Source organism: Mycolicibacterium sp. CBM1 (assembly GCF_054073305.1).
This window is the reverse complement of record NZ_JBSXPP010000020.1, coordinates 44303-68661: the sequence shown is the minus strand read 5'-3', so window position 1 is coordinate 68661 and position 24359 is coordinate 44303. Positions and strand designations below refer to the sequence as shown.

The window sequence follows — 24359 nt, the reverse complement described above, 5'->3', positions numbered from 1 at the left end:
GTCGGTCCCCCTCGATAGCGAGCAGGTGATTCACCTCGCTGGTGATAAGTCACCTTGGTTTTGCACATCGGCGGTCGGTTTTGATTGCAGAAGCTTGCCTGCAGCCTGGCAGCTGATCCCGACGAGCATTGTCAGGATCCAGAAGGTGTCCTGCGATGGTCCTGGCGACACCGACACTTCAGTCATTCCGCTGAACGTCAAGACAGTCAGGCCGACGGTGCCGGCCAGAGCCCACGTACCCCATGCGCGCTGACGGGCCAGTCGGGTAGAAGCCCAGACTATCGCAACGGTGAGCAGTAGCCACCCTATGATGCCGCCATCAAATAATTGTTGAAGAAAGGAATTGTGAACTGAAGCCAGTTCCGGATTGCGGACAATAGAGGAGATGAATTCTTTATAGCCGAGTGATGCTCCAGAGCGATACTGCCCGTTTACGCCGTAGCCGAGCAGTATTGACATCGGGTCGTTCACCCAGTTTCCCCAATAATCCAGAGAGCGGCGCCATATGATCTCGCGGCCCTCGATGGAGGTGATGGATTCCGCGTCACTCACGCGCCCGCGGGCCAATGATGTCAGGGCTGGTGCTATGACAAAGTAGATTGCATTGACTATCCAGGGCAACAGTAAAACCGAAACGGCCGCGAAGATGGTCGTGGCCTGGCCCAGCCACCTAATGATCTTGGGAAAGCAGATGACCGTGATCGAGAGGATCGCAGAGATGGTGATCGGTGTCCTGCTGCCTGCCCCGGCGAGCACGATCAACGCGGCGATGAGAAATGTAGATCGTCCGATACGCCGCAGCAGGCCGGGTTCCAGGATCACGAAAGCGAACGCAACCACATAGATTGATGCAATCGTCGGTGGCGCGTTGAGGGTCGTTGTGAACGGGTAGATCGTACGAACGAAGCCGGTCGACTCGACGAGGCCGCCGATGCGCATCTCTGCCGCAGGTGACTGCAGGCCGGCCGCTACACCCACCACATTGGCGACCAGATAGAGACCACATCCATCGATCAACGACGAAACAATCGCGCGACCATCGACGGTCGAAGCTACCCTTAAAATCAATAAAACGACGAGCGCGAAAATTATGATGGGTATGTAATTGGCCGGCCTTGAGTAAACAATCGCGGATGCGGCAAGTAGGCAGAGCATGGGGCCGAAATGCAAAGTATACTTGAATTCCGATTTGCGTAAGAACGCTGCCGCCACGAGAAATGCCATCATGGCCAAAGTGAATTTTTCGCTGAACGTCCGGAACGCCAGGACCGTGGGAACAAGCACGAGAATCCAGTCTGGGCGCAGGCTATTTGTGGGGCGAACAGTTGCGAAGTTGATAGGCCTAAGGCGAAATCGCACGAGAAGCGCGATTACTGCGATCGCCAACGCGGCAATTCCAGCGCGGTTGTCGATTGCGACTGCGAAGCCGGCCAGAAAGGCAATTGGAAGCCATGCGATGGTGACCCAACGATCTGCCATCGGTGCCCTTCCCTGAATTCGTGCAATTCCTGACTGTAACAGCATGTGACGTGATCCTCGTGGCCGTTTAAGCCTCACAACCTCTCTCGGCGGGTGGTGCGGAACAACGATGAGAGCAGCAGCACGACCGAAGCAAACGCGAAGAACCACGACGCGGGCGAATGCACCGCAGAGGCCAGGGCGGCGACACTCGACGCAAGTGCAGCGCCGGCCAAAGAGACCTCGGGCCAGTATCGGACCCAGGAACGCCATGCCACATCTACCGTGAGTGCGCGAGTCAGGACGATCGCCACGATCGCCATCGTCAGATATCCGATCGACGTTGCGTAGGCCACGCCAACGGCACCAAATCTGCGACCTAACGCAAGGATGGACAGCAGAATCACCGCGGACCCGCCGCCCGACGCCAAGGCGCTGTATCGCGGCAATCCCGCAGACTGTGTCAAGTAATTCATCGGAATCAGGTACAGACCGTAGGCGGCTTGGCCGACCAGCAGTATTCCGGTCAAAAAGAACGCGGGCCAGTAGTCCTGGGCGAAGAGCCAAGGGCCCGCCACGGCAACTCCGCAGCCGACTAGCGCGGGGATCGCGAAAGCGGTCAATATCTGCCACCTCACCGGCCCAAGAGTCTCAGTGGTCGGCGCCGGAAAAACCTCGCGTGAGTAGCGGGGGAGGACGGCTCGGTTCGTTTCGGCGAGAACCAGGCTGGCGACCATCGCGAGATTCAGCCCGAACGACAACATGCCTACCTGGTCAAGCGTTGACACAGCAGCCATAACGGGTCGGCTCAGCGATGTCAGGGCCCACAAGGAAGCGCTGTGGGGGACCAGGGGCAAAGTGAACTGGAGTGCGTAGCGAACGTGATCCGACGTGACACGTGCCCGCGGCAGTCGGACGAGGGCGAGGGCGAGTGCCGCGGAGAACACCGCGGCGAGTAGGTCGGTGACCACCCAGCCGAGGACGCCCAACTTCAACACCACGACGAGGGCGATCTTCGAAGCCGCTGCGACGAAAACAGACGATGCCGAAAGCCAAACGAACCGGCGGAGGTCTTCGCGTGCTTGGGCCACCCACATTGCGAATGTCGAGGAGGCCGGTTGGAACCCGATCGCCAGAAGCTCTATAGCCCAGATGCGGCCGCTCACACCGAGCAAGCTCGGAACGAAGAGTGCGAAGGCTCCCGCGATGAGACCGATGCCGACCGGAAGAATGACATAGCAATACGTCCCGATGAGCCGAAGCAATGGGGGTCCATTGTCTTCCCCCCTGGCCGCCGCCCGGACGATCAACTGGATGAGCGGGGCGGCGATGATCGCCGTCAACAACAGTGAGGCTGCCGACAGCATCGACGCGGCGCCGTATTCGTCGGGCAACATGGCGTGGGTGACGAAGGGCAGAATCATCAGCCCTATTCCGCGTTGCAGACCCGCGAGCACGACGTACGTTGCAGCAGCACGGCCCGTCGTGCCGAATTTGACCATGGCTACGGCATCCGCGACTGGCCGGTGACCGGATACCCCGCCAGTCGAGCAGACTTCGGACGCGTCATTCCGACCCCAACCGCGCCGTCGCTCCGCCGTCGACAACAAGAACGGTCCCCGTGATGAAGCGGGCGTCATCCCCGATGAGGAATGAGACCGCTGCGGCAATTTCGCTCGGCTCGCCGATACGACGCAACGCGGTGCGCTGCCGCAGGATCGCCTTGCGTTCCTCGGCCGACTCATCGCCCCATCGGGCGAATCCTTCACGAAGTTTCGCCGTGTCGATCGCTCCGGGGGCGACGGCATTGACACGGATCTCCGGTCCGAGATCCAATGCGGCGGAGCGGACCCAGCCTTCGAGCGCGGCTTTGGTAGTGGCGTACGCCGTCACCCCGCCCGTGGTGGCGCGGGCGTGCGCACTGCTGATAGCGACCACTGAGCCGTCGTTGGTGGCCAGGCTGGCGCGGGTTCCCGAAATCAACGCATCGACGGCGATCACGTTGACACGTAGGGTATCCACCCACGTGTCGAGAGAGGTCTCGCCCGCCGGTGCGATCGGTTGGGCGGCCGCATTGTGCACGACGGCTTTCACCTGGTACTCGGAGGACAGCCGGCGTCCCAGCGCCACAAGCTCTTCCGACTCGCGCATGTCGAGCTGGAGGTCGATATCGGCCGTCGGGGCGGGGTTGCGGTCAATGCCGATCGCAAGATAGCCGTCGGCGCGCATGCGTTCACACAGGGCAGCCCCGATTCCGCCCGCGGCGCCGGTGATGATGACGGCCTGGGTCACCGTGTCAATTCCTCAATAAGGAAATCGACCGCGGTCGCGCTGGCCCGCTCGACGCCTTGGCGGGTGTTCGATCCGTTGTGGGCTCCCAGCACGACGTTGGGAAGCGACCGCAGTGCGCTGTCCATGGGTAGCGGCTCAATTTCGAACACGTCGAGTGCTGCCCCGGCAAGGCGGTTCGTCGTGAGTGCGTTGATCAGGGCAGCTTCGGCGACGACCGGGCCTCGTGCGACGTTGACCAGGTACGCGTCGGGTTGGACGAGCGCCAACCGTTCTTCGTTGATCAGGTGAGTTGTCTCCGGCGTCAGCGGACAGGCCAAGACGATGAAGCGACTGGTGCGCAACACGGTGTCGAGGTCCATGATGGCGACGTCGGCCGGTCCCGCCGTCACGAAGGGGTCGTAGGCAACCACATCCATGTCGAAACCGTGGCCGCGCTTGGCGATTTCGCGACCGATCGCTCCGAACCCGACGATTCCGAGTCGCGTGCCGGCCAGCGTGATGCCCTCCCATTTGGGCCATTCACCGCGTCGGACCGCGCTGTCCACCGTGATGTAGCCGCGGGCGAGGTTCAGGATGTAACCGAAGGCCGAGTCAGCGACTTCCTGGCCGAAGACTCCAGGAGTGTTGCGCACGCTCACCTTGTGCTCGCGTGCTGCCTCGTGATCGACGGAGTCCATGCCGATTCCCCAGCGGATGACGGTCTGGAGGTTGGGCGCGCCCGCGAAGAAGTCCCGGCTCAGCTCGTCGTCGCCGGCGATGATGCCCACCAGCCGGGAGCGGTACTCGAGAAGTTCTGCGGCGGTGAACTGTTGCCGACCGCCGAGATCGGGCGCGACGACCTCATAACCCAACTTCTCGATGCGTTCGCGGTGGCGAGGAAGTTCGACCTGCATCTGTCGGCAGGTGACAAGCACCAACGGCGTGCTCACGTGGTGACCGGGTTGCGTTCGGCGATGGCCGATGCCAGCGCGAAGTCGTCTTCGGTGTCGATGTCGACCGCCTCCACAGCCGACATCTCGAACATCAGCGGCTTGCTACCGATGCGATTTCCGCGCTCGCGCAACAACTCCGGGGTGAAGATGAAGAAACAGGAATTCTCGATGAACAGCGGCGCAAGGTCCTGGGTCCGCAGCAGGACAGCCGGGTCGTGGTTGACCGGGTGGGTGTCGGCATCCCACAGTCGAGCCTGCAGACGGGTGACGCTGAAGACGGAGTCGAACTCACTGTCCGCGCTACCGAACATCCGGAGCGCGGCAGCGACCGTGTCCGCTTTGAGGAACGGGTTCGTGGAGTGCGTCTGCAACACAGTGTCGGCATCGATCTGGTCCAGCGTGTTGAGCAGGACGTCGTTCATGGCGATGTTGCCGTCACGAAGGTGCTCAGGTCGCAGCAGTACCTGTACTTGCGAAAAGTGCGACGCGCAGTCCTCGATGATGAAGTCGCTGTCAGTGTCGATCACGATCGAGTCGATCTCCTTGACAGCGCTCAACGTCCGCACCACGTGGTGATAGAGCGGGATGCCCGCCAGTAGGCGGTAGTTCTTCCCCGGCACCCGCTCACTGTTGTGGCGCATGGGGATGATCGCGACGGTCGTGGTCATTACTTCCTACCGGTCTGAGTCAGACGTCTTCGGAGTACTGAATTTTCAGCCCTGGCTCCGCCGGGATGTCGGCGTTCCGTGAATCAGCCGGATAGTAGAAGCGTTCCCGCAGCCGGGCCGACACATGGTCCGGGGAACGAAACCCTTCCCACGCGCCGACGAACTGGGCCAAACGGAACTGGGGGATGCTCAAGACGTTGCCGCGCAGCCGATTCAGTTTGACCGCCTCCTTGTAGTCGCTGGCGATGTTCGTCACGGCCAGTCCCACGGCATCAGGAAGGGACATCTTGGCACCCTCCATAATGCGGGCATACGCCATGGCTTCTCGACGGTAACGGTTTCGGATGATGCTCCAGCTCTCTTCGTGCACGTGCACCACCGGAGCGTCGGCGACGTAGGAGATCTTGTAACCGCGACCCAATGCCTTCTTCGCGAAGTCAAGGTCTTCCAGGCCGGTGAGCGACTCGTCGTAGGGCGACTCTTCCCAGACCGATTTGAGAACCGCAGCATTGGCATTGTTGCTGAACGGGTGTCCCTGATCCCAGATGTTCTGGTTCGGGAACCACTTCAACATGACCCGCGATTCGGAGAACTTCGTGCGCTCGTCACCGACCTGACGGCCGTAGGCGATCGCGACACCGCGCCGATCGAACGCTTTCACGATGTGCTCGACGTAGGTGTTGTAGACCGGGTAGACGTGGGCCGACGCGAACAGCAAGACTTCACCGCTGGCCGCGGCGCAACCGCGGTTCAATGCACGGCCGAAGGAGAATTCCTCCTTGGCGATGTGCACGATCCGGCAACCGGCAGCCTCGGCGATGGCAACGGTGTCGTCGGTGGAGCCGGAGTCGACGAGGACGATCTCGTCGGGTGCGACGGTCTGCTGTTCCAACCCCTTCAGCAACCGTCCGATGTGCTTGCTTTCGTTGTACGCGCGGATGACCGCGGATACCCGGCGTGGCTTGCTCTCGCTCATGCGTGGATGGCCCTGGGTTAGTCGGAGGACTCTGACTTCCTACCCGCCGGCTCCGCAACACTCACGGAGCCAACGCTTTTCGGATCAGCGACGCCGTTGCCATTGACCGAACCGTGATCGGCCACCTCGGCGCCTACATCCATGGCAGGGGAGGTAGCCCCGGCCTCGGGATCACTGACCGCCTCACGCCGGTCTTCGCCGTAGTAGCCGTAGTTGTAGCTGTAACTGGATCCACCGCGGGCGGGAGCCATGGTGAACACCGCGCCCAGCACCGTGGCCCCCACGTCGCGCAGGCTTCCGATCGCGTGAGCAAGGAGCTCGCGCTTGGTGTGCCCGAATCGCGCCATGACGAGTGCACCGTCGGCGTTGGCTGCCAGAATCGCGCCGTCGGTGACCGCGAGCAGCGGAGATGAATCTACGATGACGTAGTCGAATTTCTGACGCAGCTCGGCGAGCACGTTCTTGGCGGCCAACGATCCGAGGAGCTCGCTGGGGTTCGGCGGCGTGGCACCGGAGGTGAGTGCGGTCAACCGCGAGAACTTCGTGGGCTGCAGGACCTCGGAGAGGGCGGCTCCGCCGCTGAGCACCGTGCTGAAACCTACGGTTCCCACCAAGCCGAGGTATCTGTCGACGGAGGGCCTGCGCATGTCGCCGTCAACCAGTACGACATTGTGCTCGGCCTCCGCCAGAGCCAACGCGATGTTGATCGCCGTGGTGGATTTGCCTTCGTTGGGGGCCGAGCTCGTGACCAGGATGACGCGAGGCGGGTTGTCCACGGCCAGGAACTGCAGGTTTGTCCGTAGCTTGCGGAACGCCTCAGCGATGCTCGAGTTGTCGTTCTCGAATGAGATGGCCGGTTCCTTGCGGCGATCCTTATCCAGCGGAATGCTGCCGACCACGCCCACACCGGTGATCTCTTCGAGGTTCTCCCGATCCTTGACGGTGTTGTCCAGCCGGTCGCGCAATATCGCCAACCCCACTCCGAGCATCAGTCCCGCCGCCAGGCCCAGCGCGATGTTGCGGCGCCGATTCGGGACCACCGGGGCCTTCGGGATCGACGCACGCTGTTCGACGACGACGCGTGCGTCCGGCTGAACCCCGGGCTTGGGGGGCGTCTCCAGCTCGCCGACCAGCACGACGAACTCGTCAGACAGCGCATTCGCGATATCGCGTGCTCGCACCGGCGAGGGATCGAGCACCGCGACGTCAATGAGGACGGTGTCGGGCTTGGCCGTCGCCTTGACCTTTTCTTTCAGCTGTTCTGCGGACATGTCGAGGTCGAGCTTGTCGATCGTGCGCTGCGCCAAGGTCTCGCCCATGAGCAATTCGGTGTAGGAGAGCACGCGTTCCTGGGAAAGCCGGTTGCCCTGGTAGAGGTCACTCAGTGACGAGCCCGAGTTCGTGGAGACGAACAGTCTGGTCGAGGCCTGGTACTGCGGCGTGGTCACCAATGTGTAAGCCAGGGCACCCAAGACAGTCACGAGCATGGTGGCGCACACGGTGATCCACCGGGTGCGAAGCAGTCTCACAAAGTCTTGAAGATTCACCATGACCCCCTTGGCACCGACATCAACCGGCTACGACCCCGCTGCCAGCCGCTGCGGCCCCCCGGAAGCAGACTTGCCCGGGCCGACGTCTCCGCCGGCCGCAGTTGTCGCGCGCGGTGCAAGAACTCAGCCTGGTCGACCTCGTTGTCAGGGCTGCAGCCTATCAACGCATGAGCTGTCGCGACGGTCTGACGGCAGGAACGGTTGCCTTCGGGAGCCTGACCGCGATGTGTGCGGTTCAACGAGTGCACTCGGGCACCGAAATCTTCGGAGTGACGTTTCCGATCAGCGGCTGAATCGGAACTCGTGCCTTGCCTGGGGCCGTCGGCTCGGAGAGCCGGAAGGTCAATTCAGCCGTCTGGCCCGGTGGTATGGCCACCTGCGCTTCCCAGCTCGGATGGCCGCGCTCCGCGGCTTGGAATACTCGGGTCCGCTGTCCGTTGGACACAACGCTGATCACCTTCGCGTCCTTGGTGGCGATTAGACGGACCGACGTGATCATCGTGCCTCTAGGGGTATCGGAGAGGAGGTTCGGGAAGAACCCCAATCGCCCCGCGACGTAGTCGGGCAACGGGCCCGGATCGGTCAGGGTATTGGTCAACCGAACCGTGACCGTCGACATGCGCGTATCACCGTCACAACCGTCGGCGACGTACTCGATCTGGCGGTCCAGGTAGTAGTCGATCTTGTTGCCGCCCAGGTTGTTGACGATCACCTCGGCGTACGGTGCCGGATCGTCGGGAACAACATGGGCCAGCGGCGTCTGCTCCAGAAGCTTTTGGTCTTCGGGCGAGGTGCTCCACACCGAGATTCGCCGCTCGCTTACCGCTCTGCCCAACGCGTCGAGCAGCTTGCGTGGCGACTCCACCGGCTTGGTGATCTTCTTGACCACCTCGGTGGCGATGTCCTGCAGATAGCGCTTGCGGGCCACTTGATCGGTGGGAAAGCGGATGTACAGAGTCGATTCGGTGAGCTCGACGACGTTCTTCTCCGTGACCGTCTCGCCGTCGGGCATCACGACCGGGCCGGTGGCTCCGAGGATGTAGCTCAACGCGATCGGGTCGATCGCGATCGCTCCGTCGACATTCATGCCGGTCTGCTGTGCCCACAGCGACTTCCAGATCTGCGCCGCATAGGGGAAGTGCGGACTCTGATTGCTGTTGCGGAAATCAGTGGTGGGATTGGTGAAGCCGTACTGGTCGTCGAATTCCGGACCGAGGCTGATCGGCGTGAACTTCTTGTCGAGTTCGGTGTTTGGCCCGAGCGTGTCCACACTCGGCTTACCGTTGTCGAACCGCAGAATGCCGAATCCACCGAGCAGCCCGCCGGTGCCGCGGGCTTCGGCGTTGGTCTGGAAGCCCATAAAGTAGGTGCGCGGACCGTCTGCACCCATCAGCGATGGCGCCAACCTGGCCGCGAGCGCCGTGTTGCCCATCAGCTGGGCAATATCGGACGTCTGCGCTTGCAGTTGGGCCCGGGCATCACCCAGCGAGGTGAGATACCCAGGATCCGGAATCGCTTTCGCTTCGGCGTTGAGGCGTGCAGCGTCGGACGCGATCTTGCTTAGCGCCGGTTCTTCCTTGCGCAGCGCCGCCACATCGAGCCTGCCGTTGGCGAGTAGCTGATTCGGCGCGACGCTAGTGCCAGCCTCTGCGGTCGGCTTCAGCACGTCTGCGGTTAGTCCGAGCACGACGTTTGAGATCTGTTGACCCGTCTTGAAGGGGCTTCCCACCCAAGGAACGACGGATGCGATATTCCAGGGTAGTGAATGCGTGGCGTCGCGAGCGGCCTGCGCATGAGACTGGGCCGTCGCCGCGAAACGCGAGGCGTCGGCGGTCTTGCCTTGCAGTAAGGCATCTTTGGCCTGCTGGGCACTGGTGCGCGCCTGCTCAAGGTTCGTCTTTGCCGTTTGCGCGCGCCAGCCAAGCCAACCGCCGAAGACGACGACCATTACGAGCAACGCAATAGCGGTCCAAGCGACGCTGCGTCGCCTGTACCAGGGGGTGTCCCACTCGTTGTCTTGGTCGTCTAGACCATCGTCGTCGAAGTCATCATTCGACTGCCGGCGTGGAAAAAATCTCACTTAGTCGGTATCCCCGTACTCGGTTGCTGGCTGCGCGGCAAGGGCAGCGACAACGACTGGGCAAAAGAAACGACCCGCCAGCTGTTGGATGACAACAACCGACGAGTCGTCTCAGAAGATCGCGGCTTAGGAGGCCGTCGAGTAGGGCCCGATGTGGATGACTCTGGCGACGTTGTCGGCACCGGTGATGAAGGCCTGTCCGGCCGCCGAGATGGCGTCACCGATCGGCCCGGGAAGTGCGTCGCCCACCGCCTTGATGACACCACCCGTGATGGCCAGGGTGGCGTAGACGACCGATCCGCCGACGGTGACGAAACCGACGACTACGGAAGTCAGCCCCTGGCCGACGCCCTGCAGTGTCTGCGCCAGAACGCAGGGGATGTCAGAGGTTGTGCAGACCGGCGTCGCGCTGGCAGCAGCCGACACGACGACCGGCTGGAGCAGCTGCTCGGCAGAGTTGCCGAGGCCCTCGGTGAAGGAAGCGATGCTCGGTGCCGCGTGGGCGATCACCGGTGTGAGGCTGGCCGCAGCCGCGACCGCGACCGCTGCAGTGCCCACCTGGAACTTGGTGGACATCATCGAAAGTCTGGTCGGCGCGATTCCTGCGGTCACTTTACCCCCTATTAGTTCGTGCTTCGGAGCCTAACGGTTCCTGGGCACTGCCTGAGAATTGTGATAAGAGTCCCACAGCCCCAAGTGCTTGTCAACACCAAAAACACCCCGCGGCCTGGCTTTTTGTTGCGCATGCGAAGGAAACGCGGCGGTAACGAAACGGTAGTCACCCTGAGTCGTTTGTCGCGAATTTGCTGTGGACGGCGTTACCGCGACAACCTTCGCCGCGCCCCACCGTCCCGGCGACCACGCGAACCAGCCGACATCGCGGACCGCGGCCCCGAATACCTACGGCATCACGACCGGAAACAACAGGTCACCGCCCATTGTGCCGCCGTGGAAGCGGATCACTGCTGGCAGCGGGCCTTGGGCCTCGTCCGGTCAGCCGATGAGCAGCGACAATTCGTTGCCAGCGCTGGGCGGCCAAGGCGAAGAAGGTCGAACAGAACTCCGGTGGCCTCCTCGGCGGCAGCCGCATACGCCAGCCGGTCGGACAGTGGGTAAGCGAGCATCAGCGGTGTCCGGCCGCACGTCCGCGCCATGGGTGCCCTCGGGGATCGGCGAGGCGACCGGCGGCCGCAGGCCGCCACTGGCCCGCACTCAACCGCCGCATTCGGTGATTCGCCGACGCAGAAATGCCCGGCTTGGCTCAGAGCCGTTCAGTTCCATAGCCCTGCGATACCAAGAGACCGCCTGAGCATTTCGACCGGCGCGGCGCAACAGGTCGGCGCGCACCGTGGCCACCAGGTTCGACCGGTTCAGCCGCGGATCGTGAGCGACGACGTCGAGTTCGGCCAGGCCGCGATCTGGGCCATCCCGCAGTCCGATGGCCAGAGCCCGGTTCGCCCGCACGACCGGGGAATCGGTCAGCTCCAACAGCCGGTCGTACGCCCGGCAGATTGTTTCCCAGTTCGTCTTTTCCCAACTCGGCGCCGTCGCGTGCGCCGCGGCGATCACCGCCTGGGGCAGATACGGCCCGGTCGAACCCGCGGCGTGTCGCAGCGCGTCCAGCCCGCGCGCGATTCGGCCGCGGTCCCACCGGTGGCGATCCTGTTCCTCCAGCCCGACCAGCGCCCCGGTCGCGTCGAGTCGTGTTCGTCGTCGCGAATCATGCAGCAGCACAAGCGCATACAGTGCGTGAGCGTCGAGGGTAGTGGGCATCTCCGAACACAGGGCGCCCGCCAGGCGCACGCCCTCGTCGCACAGCTCGTCGCGGATCGCCGACGGTCCGGCCGTCGACCAGTACCCCTCGGTGAACACCGAGTAGATGCACGCCTGTACGTGCGGAGTCCGCTCGGCCAGCAGTTCCGGAGGAGGCACTCGCAGCGGGATGTTCGCGTGGCGGATCTTCTGCTTGGCCCTGGTGATCCGCTGGGCGACGGCGGCCTCGCTGAGCAGCAGGGCCCGGCTGATCTCCGGCACGGTCAGACCAGAGACCAACCGCAGCGTCAATGCCAGCTGCGCGCCCCGTTCCAGGGCCGGATGCGCGCAGGTGAACATCATCCGAAGTTCGTCGTCGCGGACTCGGTGCGGCACCTCGCCGACGTCAGACGGGGCGATTATCTGCGCGGCGAATTCCTTTCCCGACCTGGCCGATTCGCGTCGCAGCCGGTCCAGCGCCCGGTTGCGGGCCACGGCCGTCAGCCATGCCCCCGGATTGTCGGGCAGCCCGTCGGCCGACCAGCGCAGGACGGCTTCGGCGCAGGCCTCCTGGACGGCGTCCTCGGCGACACCGAGATCACCCGACCAGCGCGCGAGCGCCGCGACGGTGGGACCCCACTCGCGCCGGAAGACGCCGTCCAGTGCACCCATTTACAGACCGGACACACCCGCGAGCCGGCGCAGATGAACCACCGACGCGGGGATCATCGAGGCCACCTTGGTGGCGTCCTCACGATCGCGGGCCGACAGCAGGTAGAAGCCGTTGGCTACCTCCGCTGCCTCGGAGAACGGACCGTCGGTCAACAGCACTTCGCCGTCACGTACTCGCACTGTCGTTGCCGTCGACGGCAGGTGCAGCGGTGCACCGCCGAGGATGTGTGCGCCGGCAGCGGCGCCGAACTCCAGATGTCGCGCAGCCCCCTGTTCCCATTCCGGGGAGCCGGGGGCGGTGACTTGATCCGCGGGTTCCAGCAGCAGCGCCAGCCAGTCGTCGCCGGTGGTGGGTCCGGCCGGCTCATTCCAGTGCACCAACGGCCACACCTCCACCGCGCCGTAGCCCGCGGCAGGCACCTGCTCGGCCAGCTTGAGTGCGTCGTCGAGGTTGTCGGCCTCGAACACGTAGAACCCACCGGTGACCTCGGCACCCTCGGCGAACGGTCCGTCGGTGATCAGCGGTGCTTCCGGTCCGCCACTGATGCGCGCCGCCTCGGCGACCGGGGCGAGCGCGTCGCCATTGCGGATTGCGGCTGCCGCCTGTTTGTGGAAGCTGCGGTAGGCCTGGCTCTCGGACTCGTGTTCGGCCGGGGTCAGGTCTCGTTCGGGGGTCTGTAGCAGTGCGAGGTAGTACATCGTCACGTCCTCCGGGGCTGGAGCGGAACCCTGGTGTTCCACTCTCTACCTGACCGACGAACGGCGCCGCGCGAATCCGACAGGCAGCAGACAGAGAGTCTCCCGACACGCCGGGGCGTGTTGGGAGACTCTCTGTCAGGTCGCGAGTTGGGCGACTGCCCCGGGCTTCAGGTAGGTCACCAGGCTCACGTCGAGGGCCTCATCGAGGTAGTAGTACTGGCAGCCGGTCAGATACCGCATGTAGTGGTCGTAGCTCTCGACCCCGGCCGCCGCGACGGCCTCGTCCTTGTGCTGCTCCAGCCGAGCCGCCCAGATTCCGAGGGTCTTGATGTAGTGGTTGCGCAGCGAAAGCGGCTCGGGCACGACGAACCCCGCCTTCTCGCCGTGCTCGACCAGCATCTTGGTGCTGGGGATACGACCACCGGGAAAGATCACCTCGGCCATGAACTTGGCGAAGCGGGCTAACTCGAATGTCAGCTTCTTGCCACGGGCCTGCAGGTCATCAGGATGGTAGCCGCAGCTGCTCTGGACGGTCATCCGGCCATCGTCGGGCAGGAGGGCGAAGCACGTCTCGAAGAAGTCGTCGAAACGCTCGAAACCGAAGTGTTCGATGGCCTCGATCGACACGATCCGGTCGACGGGTGAATGGAACTGCTCCCAGCCTTCCAGCCGGACTTCGAAGGACCGGTTGCTGTCGACCTTGGCCAGCAATTGCTCGCAGTACGCCTTCTGGTTCTTCGACAGCGTCAGACCGATGACGTTGACGTCGTACTTCTCCATTGCGCGCCGCAGCGTCAGACCCCAACCGCAGCCCACCTCGAGCAGGGTCATCCCTGGCTTGAGGTTCAATCGATCGAGGTGCTGGTCGACATTCGCGATCTGGGCTTCCGACAGGCTGACGTTCGGTCCCGTGTAGTACGCACAGCTGTACTTGCGCGTCGGGTCTTGGAACACGCCGAAGAAGTCGTCCGAGAGGTCGTAATGCGCTTGTATTTCCTCGAAATGGGGCCGCATGTCCTTGGTTTCAGTTGCCTCGGGCATGAGAGATACGCCTTCCTGATTCTTCTTGACTCACTGCACCACGGCCCCGCGAGTGGTGACTGCTTGCGCGCAAGTATGCGTCATGTGATCTGCACCATACCGTCCAGCCCCACTCGAACAGCCGCCTAAGTGTGCGTTAACGGGATGTGTTCTCCGGTTGCTTCTCCAGCGTGAACTGATCGACGTCGATATAGCCAACCCGAAAGCCGTTCGCGCAGCCGGTCAGGTACTTCATGTACCGCTCGTACACCTCCTCGGACTGCACGTCGATCGCCCTGTTCCGGTTGGCCTCCAATGCCGCCGCCCAGCAGTCCAGCGTGCGCGCGTAGTGCGGCTGCAGGGACTGCACTCGGGTGCGGGTGAAACCGGCCCGCCTCGAACGTCAGTGGGATCTTCTTGTCGGCCATCTGCTGGAACGTCAGGGACGTGATGGTCTGCAGCAGCATCACCCCGTCGTCGGGCAACGTCCGGTAGGCCATCGAGAAGAAGTCGCCGTAGCGGTCGAGGCCGAAGTGCTCGAACGCGCCGATCGATACGATGCGATCGACCGGTTGGTCGAACTCCGCCCAGCCCATCAGCTCGATTCGCTTGTCTCGCGGGCTGTCCGACTCGGCGAAGATCTGCTCGACGTAGTCGCGCTGGTTCTTCGACAAGGTCAGGCCGATGACGTTGACGTCGTAGCGCTCGACGGCGCGTAGCATCGTCGCGCCCCACCCGCACCCGACATCCAGCAGGGTCATACCGGGCTGCAGGCCCAGTTTGCCCAGGGCGAAATCGATCTTCGCCAACTGGGCCTCTTCGAGGGGCATGTCCTCGCGCTCGAAGTAGGCGCAACTGTAGGTCTGGGTCGGGTCGAGGAAGAGCCGGAAGAAGTCATCGGACAGGTCGTAGTGAGCCTGCACGTCCTCGAAGTGAGGTTGGAGCCTTTTGGCCATGACTCTGTGCCTTTCGCAATCGAATGCTGCAGGCAGCAACCACGTATCCCCCCCGACGGGATGAAGCGATCACCGCAGTTTGCAACAGCGATGCTAGCGGGTCCGACTGTGAGCCCAGGACTCCGTGGCGAACCGAAATTTGCTATTTGACCTCGGAGAATGTGGTCTTCAGCTCACCCACGATGTCGTCCCACAGGGCCTCGGGAAGGTCGTGCGCCATGCCGTCGAACAGCACCAGTCGGGCATTGGGAATCGTCGTCGCAATGGACCGCCCGCCCGACGGGCGCATGAGCGTGTCGGCGCGACCGTGGATGACGACGGTCGGTGCGCTGATCTGACGGTCGTAGTGCTTGAGGCTCCCGCTGCCCAGGACCGCCCCGAAGTGCCGGGCGATGCCCTGCGGATAGTGGGCCCGTTCGTAGGCCTCGATGGCATCGGCGCGGGCCCGCTCCTCGGAGACCGGGTAGCCCGGACTGCCGATGATCTTTCCCACGCGTACCGCGTTCTCGATGATCACCTCACGCGGGGAGTCCGGCGACGGACCGGTAATCAACGACAACAACGCGCGCGGCGCCGGCGGCGGCAGGAACGCAGAGTTGTTGGAGGAGAAGATAATCCCCAATGCGTTGGTCCGGTGGCTGTGGCGGGCCGCGAAGATCTGGGCGATCATCCCACCCATCGACGCACCGACCACGTGCGCCCGGTCGATTTCGAGATGGTCCAGCAGGGCGGCGGCGTCGTCGGCCATGTCTTCGAGCTTGTAGACCGACGGGCTGGGCAGGCCGAGGAAGGACCGCACCAGGTTCGGCACCAGGGCGCCGCCGGCACGGCGGCCGTGCAGCTTCGACGACAACCCGACATCGCGGTTGTCGTACCGGATCACCCGGTGGCCCTGGGCGATGAGCTTCTCGCAGAATTCGTTGCGCCACAACAGGAGTTGAGCGCCCAAACCCATCACGAGCAGTACCGGCGGGTCACCGGGATTGCCGAGATCCTCGTAGTAGATCTCCAGCTCGTCATTGATGCGTGCGGTGCCGGTTCGAATCTCCATCGCCTAGACCTCGACGTCGCTCTGGTGCTCGCGGCTGACCTCGACCATGAAGTTGGCGAAATACCCGGAGAACTGCGAATCGCTCATCATTTGCCACCTGGGTGCCAGCAGTTTCATATAACGCTCGACGTAGAGGAACTGCTTGCCGATCAGCACCAGTTCCCGGGGCAGCTTAACGTCGTACGCCTCGGCCAGCGTCGATAGTTGTTTGCCGATGTCCGCATAGGACATGTCGCCGAGCGTCTTCAGCGTCAGGGGCTCGGCGAAGGCCTGGAGATCCTTGGCGGCCTGCGCCTCCGGCTTGACGGTGCCGACCGCGCCCAGCAGTACCACGATCTTGCCTGCGGACGCATGGTCCTTCTTGACCAGCAGCGCGTAAATCAGCTCGCGCAGCAGCCAGCGGGTGCGGGGATCGATGCGGCCCATGATGCCGAAGTCGAGGAACACGATCCGGCCGTCGTCGTCGACCAGCAGGTTGCCCGCGTGCAGGTCACCGTGGAACAGGCCATGGCGTAGCCCACCCTCGAAGGTGGAGAACAGCAGGGCCTTGACCAGTTCGGTCCCATCGAACCCCTTGCTGCGGATCTGCTTGACGTCGTCGATGCGGACGCCCTGCACCCGTTCCATCGTCAACACCCGCTCGCTGGTGAACTCCCAGTGCACCCGCGGCACCCGGATGTTGCGGCCCAGCGGCGAGCCGTGCAGACCCGATACCCAGGCTTCCATCGACTGTGCCTCGAGGCGGAAGTCCAGCTCTTCGGCGAGGTTGTCCGCGAAATCGGCCACCACGTCCTGCGCCGAGAGGCGCCGGCCCAGCTTCGCGAACTCGACGAGCTGCGCGAACCGCTTCAAGATCTGCAGATCGGCGGCGACCCGACGGCGAATGCCGGGGCGCTGGATCTTGACGACGACCTCTTCGCCGTTGTGCAGGGTGGCGAAGTGCACCTGGGCGATGGACGCCGATGCGAACGGCTGCTCGTCGAAGCTGGCGAACAGGTCAGCCGGGTCGCCGCCGAGCTCCTGCTTCAAGAGCTGGTGCACCTCGTCGGTGTCGGCCGGTGGCACCGAGTCGAGCAGGCCGCGGAACTCCCGGCTCAACGACTCCCCGAACGCGCCCGGGCTGGACGCGATGATTTGGCCGAATTTGACGTACGTGGGGCCCAGGTCGGCGAAGGCCTGTGGAATCTGCTTGACGACTTTCTGCTGCCAACGGCCCCGGCCCGGCAGGGTCGTGAGCACGCGGGCACCGGTGCGGGTGAGCTGCCATCCCGTCACACCGATGCGGGCCGCCTCGACCGGCAACGGAACGCGATCGAGCTTGGCTACTTCGCGGTGTTTGGTCGAACTCATTCTTGCCAGTGTGCCAAACCCGCATGTGGAAGGGCCAATTTAAGGTGGTCATGGGGTATGCAGCCGGTGCGGCACCCGACGCGGGGCCTACGTGCGGCGCGCCATCACCGCCCCGCCGTACCGGCATGTTGCGTGCGTTCGCTATCGGTTCACCGAAGAATTTCTCGCGCAATAATTCTCGCCGAGAGACGACGCCGCTCAACTCGTGCTGTACCCGGCTCCGCTTCGCGCCGCAGTCAGGCGGTGATGCCCGGCCGGCCGGTGCGCACCAGGAGCACAGCGGGGCACGGCCGGAGGTCATCATTTCGGGCGAGTACGGGTACTTGGTACCCATGCGGATGGCGACCTTCAACATCTTGCACGGACGCAGCCTGGACGACGGTCAAGTGAACCTGGAGCGGCTCTCGACGTGCATCAAGCGACTTGACCCCGACGTGCTGGCGTTACAGGAGGTCGACTGCGACCAGCCGCGTTCGTCGCTGGCCGATCTCACCGCCATCGCCGCCGCGGCGATGGGCGCCACATCCCACCGGTTCGTCGCCGCCATCGCCGGCACCCCGGGCGCAACTTGGCTGGCCGCCACCGGCAGCGAGCAGCCGGGCACCGCGGGCTATGGCATCGCGCTGTTGTCGCGCTACCCGGCGATCTCCTGGCACGTGCTGCGGCTGCCGCGGCTGCGGATGCGCTTCCCGATGTACCTGCCGGGACCCCATCGGGTGGGGATCGTCGACGAGGAACCCCGCGCGGCCATGGTCGCCCAACTCGACACTCCGCTCGGGCTGATGACGGTGGCCAACACGCACCTGTCGTTCGTCCCGGGCTGGAACCGGATTCAGCTCGCCCGGCTCGTCAGAGACCTGCGCGGACTGCCCGGTCCGCGGGTACTGATGGGCGACCTGAACATGACGCCGCCCGCCCCGACTCGCCGGAGCGGACTGCGTCCGCTGGCCGTGGCGCCGACGTTTCCGCTGCACTGCCCGGCCCGCCAGCTCGATCACATCCTCACTGATCACGACGGCTTGGTGGCCACCGACAGTGACACGCCGATACTGCCCATTTCCGACCATCGCGCGCTCGTCATCGACGTCTCGCTCCGCTAGGGGAGGGTCGGGCCGTAGATTGCTGGCGTGCAGGTGACCTCCGCGGAGTCGACGGAGCTGTTCGTCGGCCAGTCCGACGCGCCACTGCAGTTGGTTCGCGTGGGCTATACCGACGCTGTCGGGACGCAGGCCCTCAGTATCGTCGGCGAGGGGCTAACCTCCGACATCGTCGAGGTGCGGCCGGGCGACGGGTCGGTCGAGGTGCCGGTGCGCGTCACCGCGCCGGTGGCCGGGCAGCAGCGCGCCGCCCGCGTGCTGGTCGGTGACGTCGAACATCCCTTCGTGTTCACCGTCGGTGAGCCCGGCTGGACGATGTTCATGATCAGTCACTTCCACTACGACCCGGTGTGGTGGAACACGCAGGGTGCCTACACCAGCCAGTGGACCGAGGAGCCGCCGGGGCGGGCCCGGCAGAACAACGGCTTCGCGTTGGTGACCGCTCACCTGGAAATGGCCCGTAGAGACCCGGACTACAAATTCGTGCTGGCCGAGATCGACTATCTGAAACCTTATTTCGACACCCACCCCGAAGACCGCGCCGAACTTCGACGGCTGATCATTGAGGAACGCGTCGAGGTGATGGGCGGCACCTACAACGAACCCAACACGAACCTGGTCGGTGCGGAGACGGCGATCCGCAACTTCGTCCACGGCATCGGCTATCAGCGCGACGTGCTGGGCGCGGATCCGGCCACCGCCTGGCAGCTCGACGTGTTCGGCCACGATCCGCAATTCCCCGGAATGGCGGCCGACGCCGGCCTCACGTCGAGTTCGTGGGCGCGCGGCCCGCATCACCAATGGGGTCCGATGGCCGACGAGGGTGATCCGACCCGCATGCAGTTCCGCAGCGAGTTCGAATGGATCGCCCCGTCCGGGCTGGGGTTGCTCACCCATTACATGCCGGCGCATTACTCGGCCGGCTGGTGGATGGACTCGGCGGCGTCGCTTGCCGACGCCGAACAAGCGACCTACGAGCTGTTCGCTTCGCTGAAATCGGTTGCGCTGACCCGTAACGTGCTGCTGCCCGTCGGCACCGACTACACCCCGCCCAACACCTGGGTGACCCAGATCCACCGCGACTGGAACGCCCGTTACACCTGGCCCCGGTTCATCTGCGCGCTGCCGTCGGAATTCTTCGCCGCGGTGCGCGCCGAAGCCACCGAACGCGGACTGGTGCCCTCGCCGCAGACCCGCGACATGAACCCGGTCTACACCGGCAAAGACGTCTCCTACATCGATACCAAGCAGGCTAACCGCGCCGCTGAGGACGCGGTGCTCGGTGCCGAGCGGTTCGCGGTGTTCGCCGCCCTGCTGTCAGGGGCCCGCTATCCTGAGGCGGCGCTGGCCAAGGCCTGGGTGCAGCTGGCCTACGGGGCTCACCACGACGCCATCACCGGCTCGGAATCCGACCAGGTCTACCTCGACCTGCTGACCGGCTGGCGCGACGCCTGGGAGATCGGCAGCGCCACCCGAACCGCCTCCCTCGAGCTGATGTCGCAAGCGGTGGCGCCGGCTCCGGGCTGTGTCGTCGTGTGGAATCCATTGGGGCACAAACGTACTGATGTGGTCACCGTACGCCTGGACGAGCCCGTCGACTCCGGTGTCTCGGTGCTGGACTCGACTGGGGTCGCAGGGCCCGCCCTGGTTGGCGACGACGGCCACTCGGTCAGCTGGCTGGCCACCGACGTCGACTCCCTGGGGTGGCGCAGTTACCGCCTCACGGCGTCGCCGGACGACACCGGCTGGCAACCCGTCGAGGGCCTGGAGATCGCCAACGACCACCACCGGCTGCGGGTGGACCCGGCGCGCGGCGGGGCGGTCGTCTCCCTCGCGGAGCTGTCGTCGGGTCAGGAGCTGATCGCCGAGGGCCGAGTCGGCAACGAGATCGCGGTGTACGAGGAGTACCCGGCGCACCCGCAGGCGGGGGAGGGGCCGTGGCATCTGCTGCCAGCCGGACCGGTGCTGTGTTCCTCGGCGGCAGAGGCAGATTCGGTGCAGGCGCTGCGCTGTCCGCTCGGTGAGCGACTCGTGGTGTGCGGCCGCATCGACGAGCTGCTTCGGTACACCCAGGTGTTGACGCTGTGGCACGGCGTCGACCGGGTGGACCTCAGCACTACGATCGACGAGTTCACCGGCGCGGACCGGCTGGTGCGGTTGCGCTGGCCCTGCCCGGTGCCCGGCGCCCTGCCGGTCAGTGAGGTCGGTGATGCCGTCATCGGACGGGGCTTCGGCCTGCTGCACGACCCGGACGATCGCGCGGGCTGCGCCGTCGACTCCGCGAAACATCCCTGGACACTTGACAATCCAGCCCACGGCTGGTTCGGCCTGTCGTCGGCTGCCCGAATCAAGGTGGGCGCAGATCTGCGAGCGGTGTCGGTGGCCGAGGTGGTCGGGCCAGACGGGGGCGCCGCCGGTGCCCGCGACCTGATGATCGCTCTGGTGCGGGCCGGCGTGACCGCGACCTGCACCGCCGGTGGCGGCCCGCGTTACGGCCACCTCGACGTCGACTCCAATCTGCCCGACACGCGCATCGCGCTCGGCGGCCCCGACGAGAACCCGTTCACCGCTGAGGTTCTCGCGGCCGCTGACCACGCCTACACTGCCGAACTGCACCGGCAGCTTGCTGCCACTGGACAGGCCCGGGTATGGGTGCCTGCCGCCGAACCGCTGGCCGGGGTGTGGCGTCCCGGTGCCGACCTGCGCGGTGCCCGCGCGCTGCCAGTGCTCATCGTCGCCGGCCATTGGGCCGGTGGTCTGGCCCTGGCGGTGGCGGCTGTGGTCGACGATCTCGACGACGCCCAGATCGAGGTGACGCAGAATGCGCCGGCGGGTATCTCGGACTTCGAGTCGCGCACTGTGGCACTGCTCAACCGCGGTGTGCCCGGCTTCGCCGTCGACCCAGACCAGACCCTGCACGCCTCACTGATGCGATCGTGCACCGGCTGGCCGTCGGGGGTGTGGATCGACCCGCCGCAGCGAAAGGCGCCCGACGGGTCCAACTTTGAGCTCCAGCACTGGACGCACACCTTCGAATTCGCGCTGGTCGCCGGTCAGGGCGACTGGCGTGAATCCCGGATAGCTTCGCGCAGTGCGGAATTCAGCCACCCGATGGTCTGCGTCGTGGCTTCCGACGGTGTGGGTGTGTTGCCCGCTGACGGCTCGCTGCTGAGCGTCGAGCCGGCGGGCGCGGTTCACCTCGCGGCGCTCAAGGCCGGCGGCAATCCCACCGCCACCGGCAGTTCCGCCACCGTCGCTCCCGAAGACGTCACCATCCGTCTGGTCGAAAATCACGGCGGCGCAGCCGAAGTCGCCATCTCCAGCGGTGTGGGTGCGGTGTCGGCGGTCGTCGCCGCCGACCTGCTGGAGGCGGTGCGCCCCGACGGCGACCCGCCGCTGCGGATACACGGCTACCAAATCGCCACCCTGCTGGCCAGGCTGGACCTCCACGCGGTTCTCGATGCCGACGGTTCCGCTTTGGCTCCCGACAGTGAAGCCGCCCAGCCGCTTTACGCGCGCTACTGGCTGCACAACCGCGGTCCCGCACCGCTCGGCGGCCTGCCCGCCGTCGCCCACCTGCACCCCGAGACTGCCACCGCAACCCCCGGCGAGACCATCCGGTTACGGCTTACCGTGGCCAGCGACTGCAGCGATGCAACACTGAGCGGCACCGTCCGACTTCGCGGCCCCCGAGGCTGGACCGTTGACCCCGACGAACTGCCCTTCGAACTGGCAACCCGCCACCACCGCGAAGCCGAGATCGTCGTCACCGCACCGGCCGTCGCCGCACCCGGTGACTATCCGGTGCGTGCCCAACTCACCCTGGCCGGCGATGTGCCACCGGCGTGGCGGCAGACGGTAGAGGACATCTGCGTGGTCTCGGTGGGGCCCGCCGGCGAACTTGTACGGCTCGTCACCGAGCCGTCGGACGTGGTCGTCGATGCCGGGCAACGCGCTCGACTGACCGTCGAGATAGCCAACGACGCCTACGCCGACCTGGCGCTCGAGGCCCATCTGATCAGCCCGTGGGGCACCTGGGACTGGCTCGGGCCGGCCGTCCGCGGCGCGGTGCTGCGGTCCCGGTCCACCGTCGCGGTGACCTTCGATGTGGCGCCCCCGCCGTGGGTGACGCCCGGCCGATGGTGGGCGCTGATCCGCATCGGCTGCGCGGGCCGGTTGCTCTACACCCCGGCAGTGGCGGTGACGGTCCGGTGAGCCTGGCCGCCACCGTCGCCGGGGAACGGGTCGATACCAGCGAGGTCGACACCCGCGAGGCCGCGTTGCGAGCGGCGCCCCAGGTAGCTGCCCTGCCGCGCCCCGGTACCAGCGAGGGACGACAACTGCGGCGCTGGCTGACCCAGCTCCTGGTGACCGAACGGGTCATCGCGCTGGAGGCAAGAGATCTCGGTGTCGTCGTCACCGCGGACTCGCCCAGCGAGGACGACCTGCTGCCGGATGCCACCGCCCGACTCGAGATCGGCAGCATCGCCGCCGCGGTGCTGGCCGACCCGCTGGCGCGCGCGGTGTTCGCGCACGTCACCCGCGATGTCGAGGTCGACGACGCCGCGGTCGCCGACTACTACGCCCGCAACCCGCGGCGGTTCCAGCGCTACGCCACCGCGAATCCGTCGCCGGAAACGCCGGCGCGCACCGGTGGCTGGCGGCGCGCCACCGCGGCGGCCCTACCCGAGGTGGCGCCGCTGATCGCCGCACACTTGCGCGCTGCCGCCCGGCGCCGGCGCTTCCGGACTTGGCTGGATCAGCGGCACGCCGACCTGGTGTGGCTGGCGCCGGGCTATGAACATCCCGGTGACCCGCGCCAACCCGACAACACCCACAAGCACTGACATGACCGACACCCTCGTGCTCGACATCGGCGGCACCAAGATCGCCGCCGGCCTCGTCGACCCCGCCGGCCGGTTGCGTTTCGAGACCCGCCAGCCCACCCCGCGCGGCGACGACCCGGAGCGGGTGTGGGCTGCCGCCCGCCGGACCATCGCCGACGCCTTCGCCGAGGCCGGCGGCAACGTCGCCGGTGTCGGCATCTCCTCGGCCGGCCCGATCCACCTGCCCGACGGCACTATCAGTCCGGTGAACATCCCCGCCTGGCGCGGATTCCCCATCCGTGACCGAGTAACCGCAGCGGTCCCCGGTGTACCGGTCCGGCTGGCCGGCGACGGGCTGTGCATGGCGCTGGGCGAACACTGGCGGGGTGCCGGCCAGGGCGTGCCGTTCCTGCTGGGCATGGTGGTGTCCACCGGCGTGGGCGGGGGACTGGTGCTCGACGGTGCCCCTTACGCCGGGCGCACCGGCAACGCCGGTCACGTCGGTCACGTCGTCGTCGACCTTGACGGGCCGCCCTGCAGCTGCGGCGCCCGCGGCTGCGTCGAGGCGATCGCCAGCGGGCCGCACCTGGCGGCCTGGGCCCGTGAGCAGGGGTGGTCCGGTGCCGACGCCAAGGAACTGGCCGCGGCCGCCGCTTCTGGGGACCAGATCGCGCTGCGGGCCTTCGACCGCGGCGGGCGCGCCATCGCGGCGATGATCGCGTCGGTGGGCGCCGTGTGCGATCTCGACCTAGTGATCATCGGCGGCGGTGTGGCCAAGGCCGGGCCGCTGCTGTTCGATCCGATCCGGGCCGCCGTGCACACCTACGCGGGTCTGGACTTCTTGTCGGAGCTGCGGGTCGTTCCGGCGGCGCTGGGCGGCGAAGCGGGTCTGGTCGGCGCCGCGGCCCTGCTGCGCCTTTGACGGCCGAGCAGACGCAGACTTGCACTCGACGGGGCACTTTTGCGCAATTGTGCGTCTG

18 protein-coding genes and 1 pseudogene are annotated in these 24359 nt (G+C 65.5%); 4 read left to right on the top strand and 15 right to left on the bottom strand.

Translation table 11 applies throughout. The annotated features are described in order from the left end of the window. Positions 1-30: 30 nt before the first annotated feature. The 15 genes and pseudogenes from ACXDF8_RS22800 to ACXDF8_RS22730 form a co-directional block, all read right to left on the bottom strand. Complete coding sequence (locus ACXDF8_RS22800; protein WP_457225549.1) at positions 31-1524, bottom strand: O-antigen ligase family protein; 1494 nt, start codon at positions 1522-1524, stop codon at positions 31-33. Positions 1525-1553: 29 nt separating this feature from the next. Further along, a complete protein-coding gene (locus tag ACXDF8_RS22795; protein ID WP_457225548.1) occupies positions 1554-2960 on the bottom strand; it encodes a lipopolysaccharide biosynthesis protein in 1407 nt (468 codons plus the stop codon). A 64-nt stretch (positions 2961-3024) separates the two neighbouring features. Beyond that, positions 3025-3750, bottom strand: coding sequence for an SDR family NAD(P)-dependent oxidoreductase (locus ACXDF8_RS22790; RefSeq protein ID WP_457225547.1), 726 nt, complete (start codon positions 3748-3750; stop codon positions 3025-3027). After that, positions 3747-4679, bottom strand: a complete 933-nt coding sequence (locus tag ACXDF8_RS22785; protein ID WP_457225546.1) for a phosphoglycerate dehydrogenase — start codon at positions 4677-4679, stop codon at positions 3747-3749. Before ACXDF8_RS22785 ends, ACXDF8_RS22790 begins: the two co-directional genes overlap by 4 nt. Further along, positions 4676-5350, bottom strand: a complete 675-nt coding sequence (locus ACXDF8_RS22780) for an acylneuraminate cytidylyltransferase family protein (protein WP_457225545.1) — start codon at positions 5348-5350, stop codon at positions 4676-4678. The genes ACXDF8_RS22785 and ACXDF8_RS22780 overlap by 4 nt, the downstream gene beginning before the upstream one ends. A gap of 19 nt (positions 5351-5369) precedes the next feature. After that, positions 5370-6326, bottom strand: a complete 957-nt coding sequence (locus ACXDF8_RS22775; RefSeq protein WP_457225544.1) for a glycosyltransferase family 2 protein — start codon at positions 6324-6326, stop codon at positions 5370-5372. A 17-nt stretch (positions 6327-6343) separates the two neighbouring features. Further along, positions 6344-7873 (bottom strand): tyrosine-protein kinase domain-containing protein, encoded by a 1530-nt coding sequence (locus tag ACXDF8_RS22770; protein WP_457225578.1) that lies wholly within the window; start codon positions 7871-7873, stop codon positions 6344-6346. Positions 7874-8111: 238 nt separating this feature from the next. Further along, positions 8112-9824: a DUF4012 domain-containing protein gene (locus tag ACXDF8_RS22765; RefSeq protein WP_457225543.1), complete on the bottom strand. Its 1713-nt coding sequence runs from the start codon at positions 9822-9824 to the stop codon at positions 8112-8114. A gap of 258 nt (positions 9825-10082) precedes the next feature. Further along, the gene (locus ACXDF8_RS22760; protein ID WP_457225542.1) at positions 10083-10568 is read right to left on the bottom strand and encodes a hypothetical protein; all 486 of its coding nucleotides are present in this window, start codon (positions 10566-10568) and stop codon (positions 10083-10085) included. A 600-nt stretch (positions 10569-11168) separates the two neighbouring features. Beyond that, positions 11169-12380 (bottom strand): RNA polymerase sigma factor, encoded by a 1212-nt coding sequence (locus ACXDF8_RS22755; RefSeq protein WP_457225541.1) that lies wholly within the window; start codon positions 12378-12380, stop codon positions 11169-11171. After that, a complete protein-coding gene (locus ACXDF8_RS22750) occupies positions 12381-13079 on the bottom strand; it encodes a YciI family protein (RefSeq protein WP_457225540.1) in 699 nt (232 codons plus the stop codon). Positions 13080-13214: 135 nt separating this feature from the next. Beyond that, positions 13215-14120: a cyclopropane mycolic acid synthase family methyltransferase gene (locus tag ACXDF8_RS22745; protein ID WP_457225539.1), complete on the bottom strand. Its 906-nt coding sequence runs from the start codon at positions 14118-14120 to the stop codon at positions 13215-13217. A 136-nt stretch (positions 14121-14256) separates the two neighbouring features. Next, a pseudogene (locus ACXDF8_RS22740) lies at positions 14257-15055 on the bottom strand (class I SAM-dependent methyltransferase). Between the two features lie 142 nt (positions 15056-15197). Then, positions 15198-16106 (bottom strand): alpha/beta fold hydrolase, encoded by a 909-nt coding sequence (locus tag ACXDF8_RS22735; RefSeq protein WP_457225538.1) that lies wholly within the window; start codon positions 16104-16106, stop codon positions 15198-15200. A gap of 3 nt (positions 16107-16109) precedes the next feature. After that, positions 16110-17456: an ABC1 kinase family protein gene (locus ACXDF8_RS22730; protein WP_457225537.1), complete on the bottom strand. Its 1347-nt coding sequence runs from the start codon at positions 17454-17456 to the stop codon at positions 16110-16112. A 332-nt stretch (positions 17457-17788) separates the two neighbouring features. Between ACXDF8_RS22730 and ACXDF8_RS22725 the strand changes: the two genes are divergently transcribed. The 4 genes from ACXDF8_RS22725 to ACXDF8_RS22710 are packed head-to-tail and all read left to right on the top strand — an operon-like array spanning position 17789 to position 24301. Further along, complete coding sequence (locus ACXDF8_RS22725) at positions 17789-18556, top strand: endonuclease/exonuclease/phosphatase family protein (RefSeq protein ID WP_457225536.1); 768 nt, start codon at positions 17789-17791, stop codon at positions 18554-18556. A 27-nt stretch (positions 18557-18583) separates the two neighbouring features. Next, complete coding sequence (locus tag ACXDF8_RS22720) at positions 18584-22768, top strand: glycoside hydrolase family 38 N-terminal domain-containing protein (RefSeq protein WP_457225535.1); 4185 nt, start codon at positions 18584-18586, stop codon at positions 22766-22768. Then, positions 22765-23400 (top strand): DUF7158 domain-containing protein, encoded by a 636-nt coding sequence (locus ACXDF8_RS22715; protein ID WP_457225534.1) that lies wholly within the window; start codon positions 22765-22767, stop codon positions 23398-23400. The genes ACXDF8_RS22720 and ACXDF8_RS22715 overlap by 4 nt, the downstream gene beginning before the upstream one ends. A 1-nt stretch (position 23401) precedes the next feature. Continuing rightward, the gene (locus ACXDF8_RS22710) at positions 23402-24301 is read left to right on the top strand and encodes an ROK family protein (RefSeq protein ID WP_457225533.1); all 900 of its coding nucleotides are present in this window, start codon (positions 23402-23404) and stop codon (positions 24299-24301) included. The last annotated feature ends 58 nt before the right edge of the window (positions 24302-24359 follow it).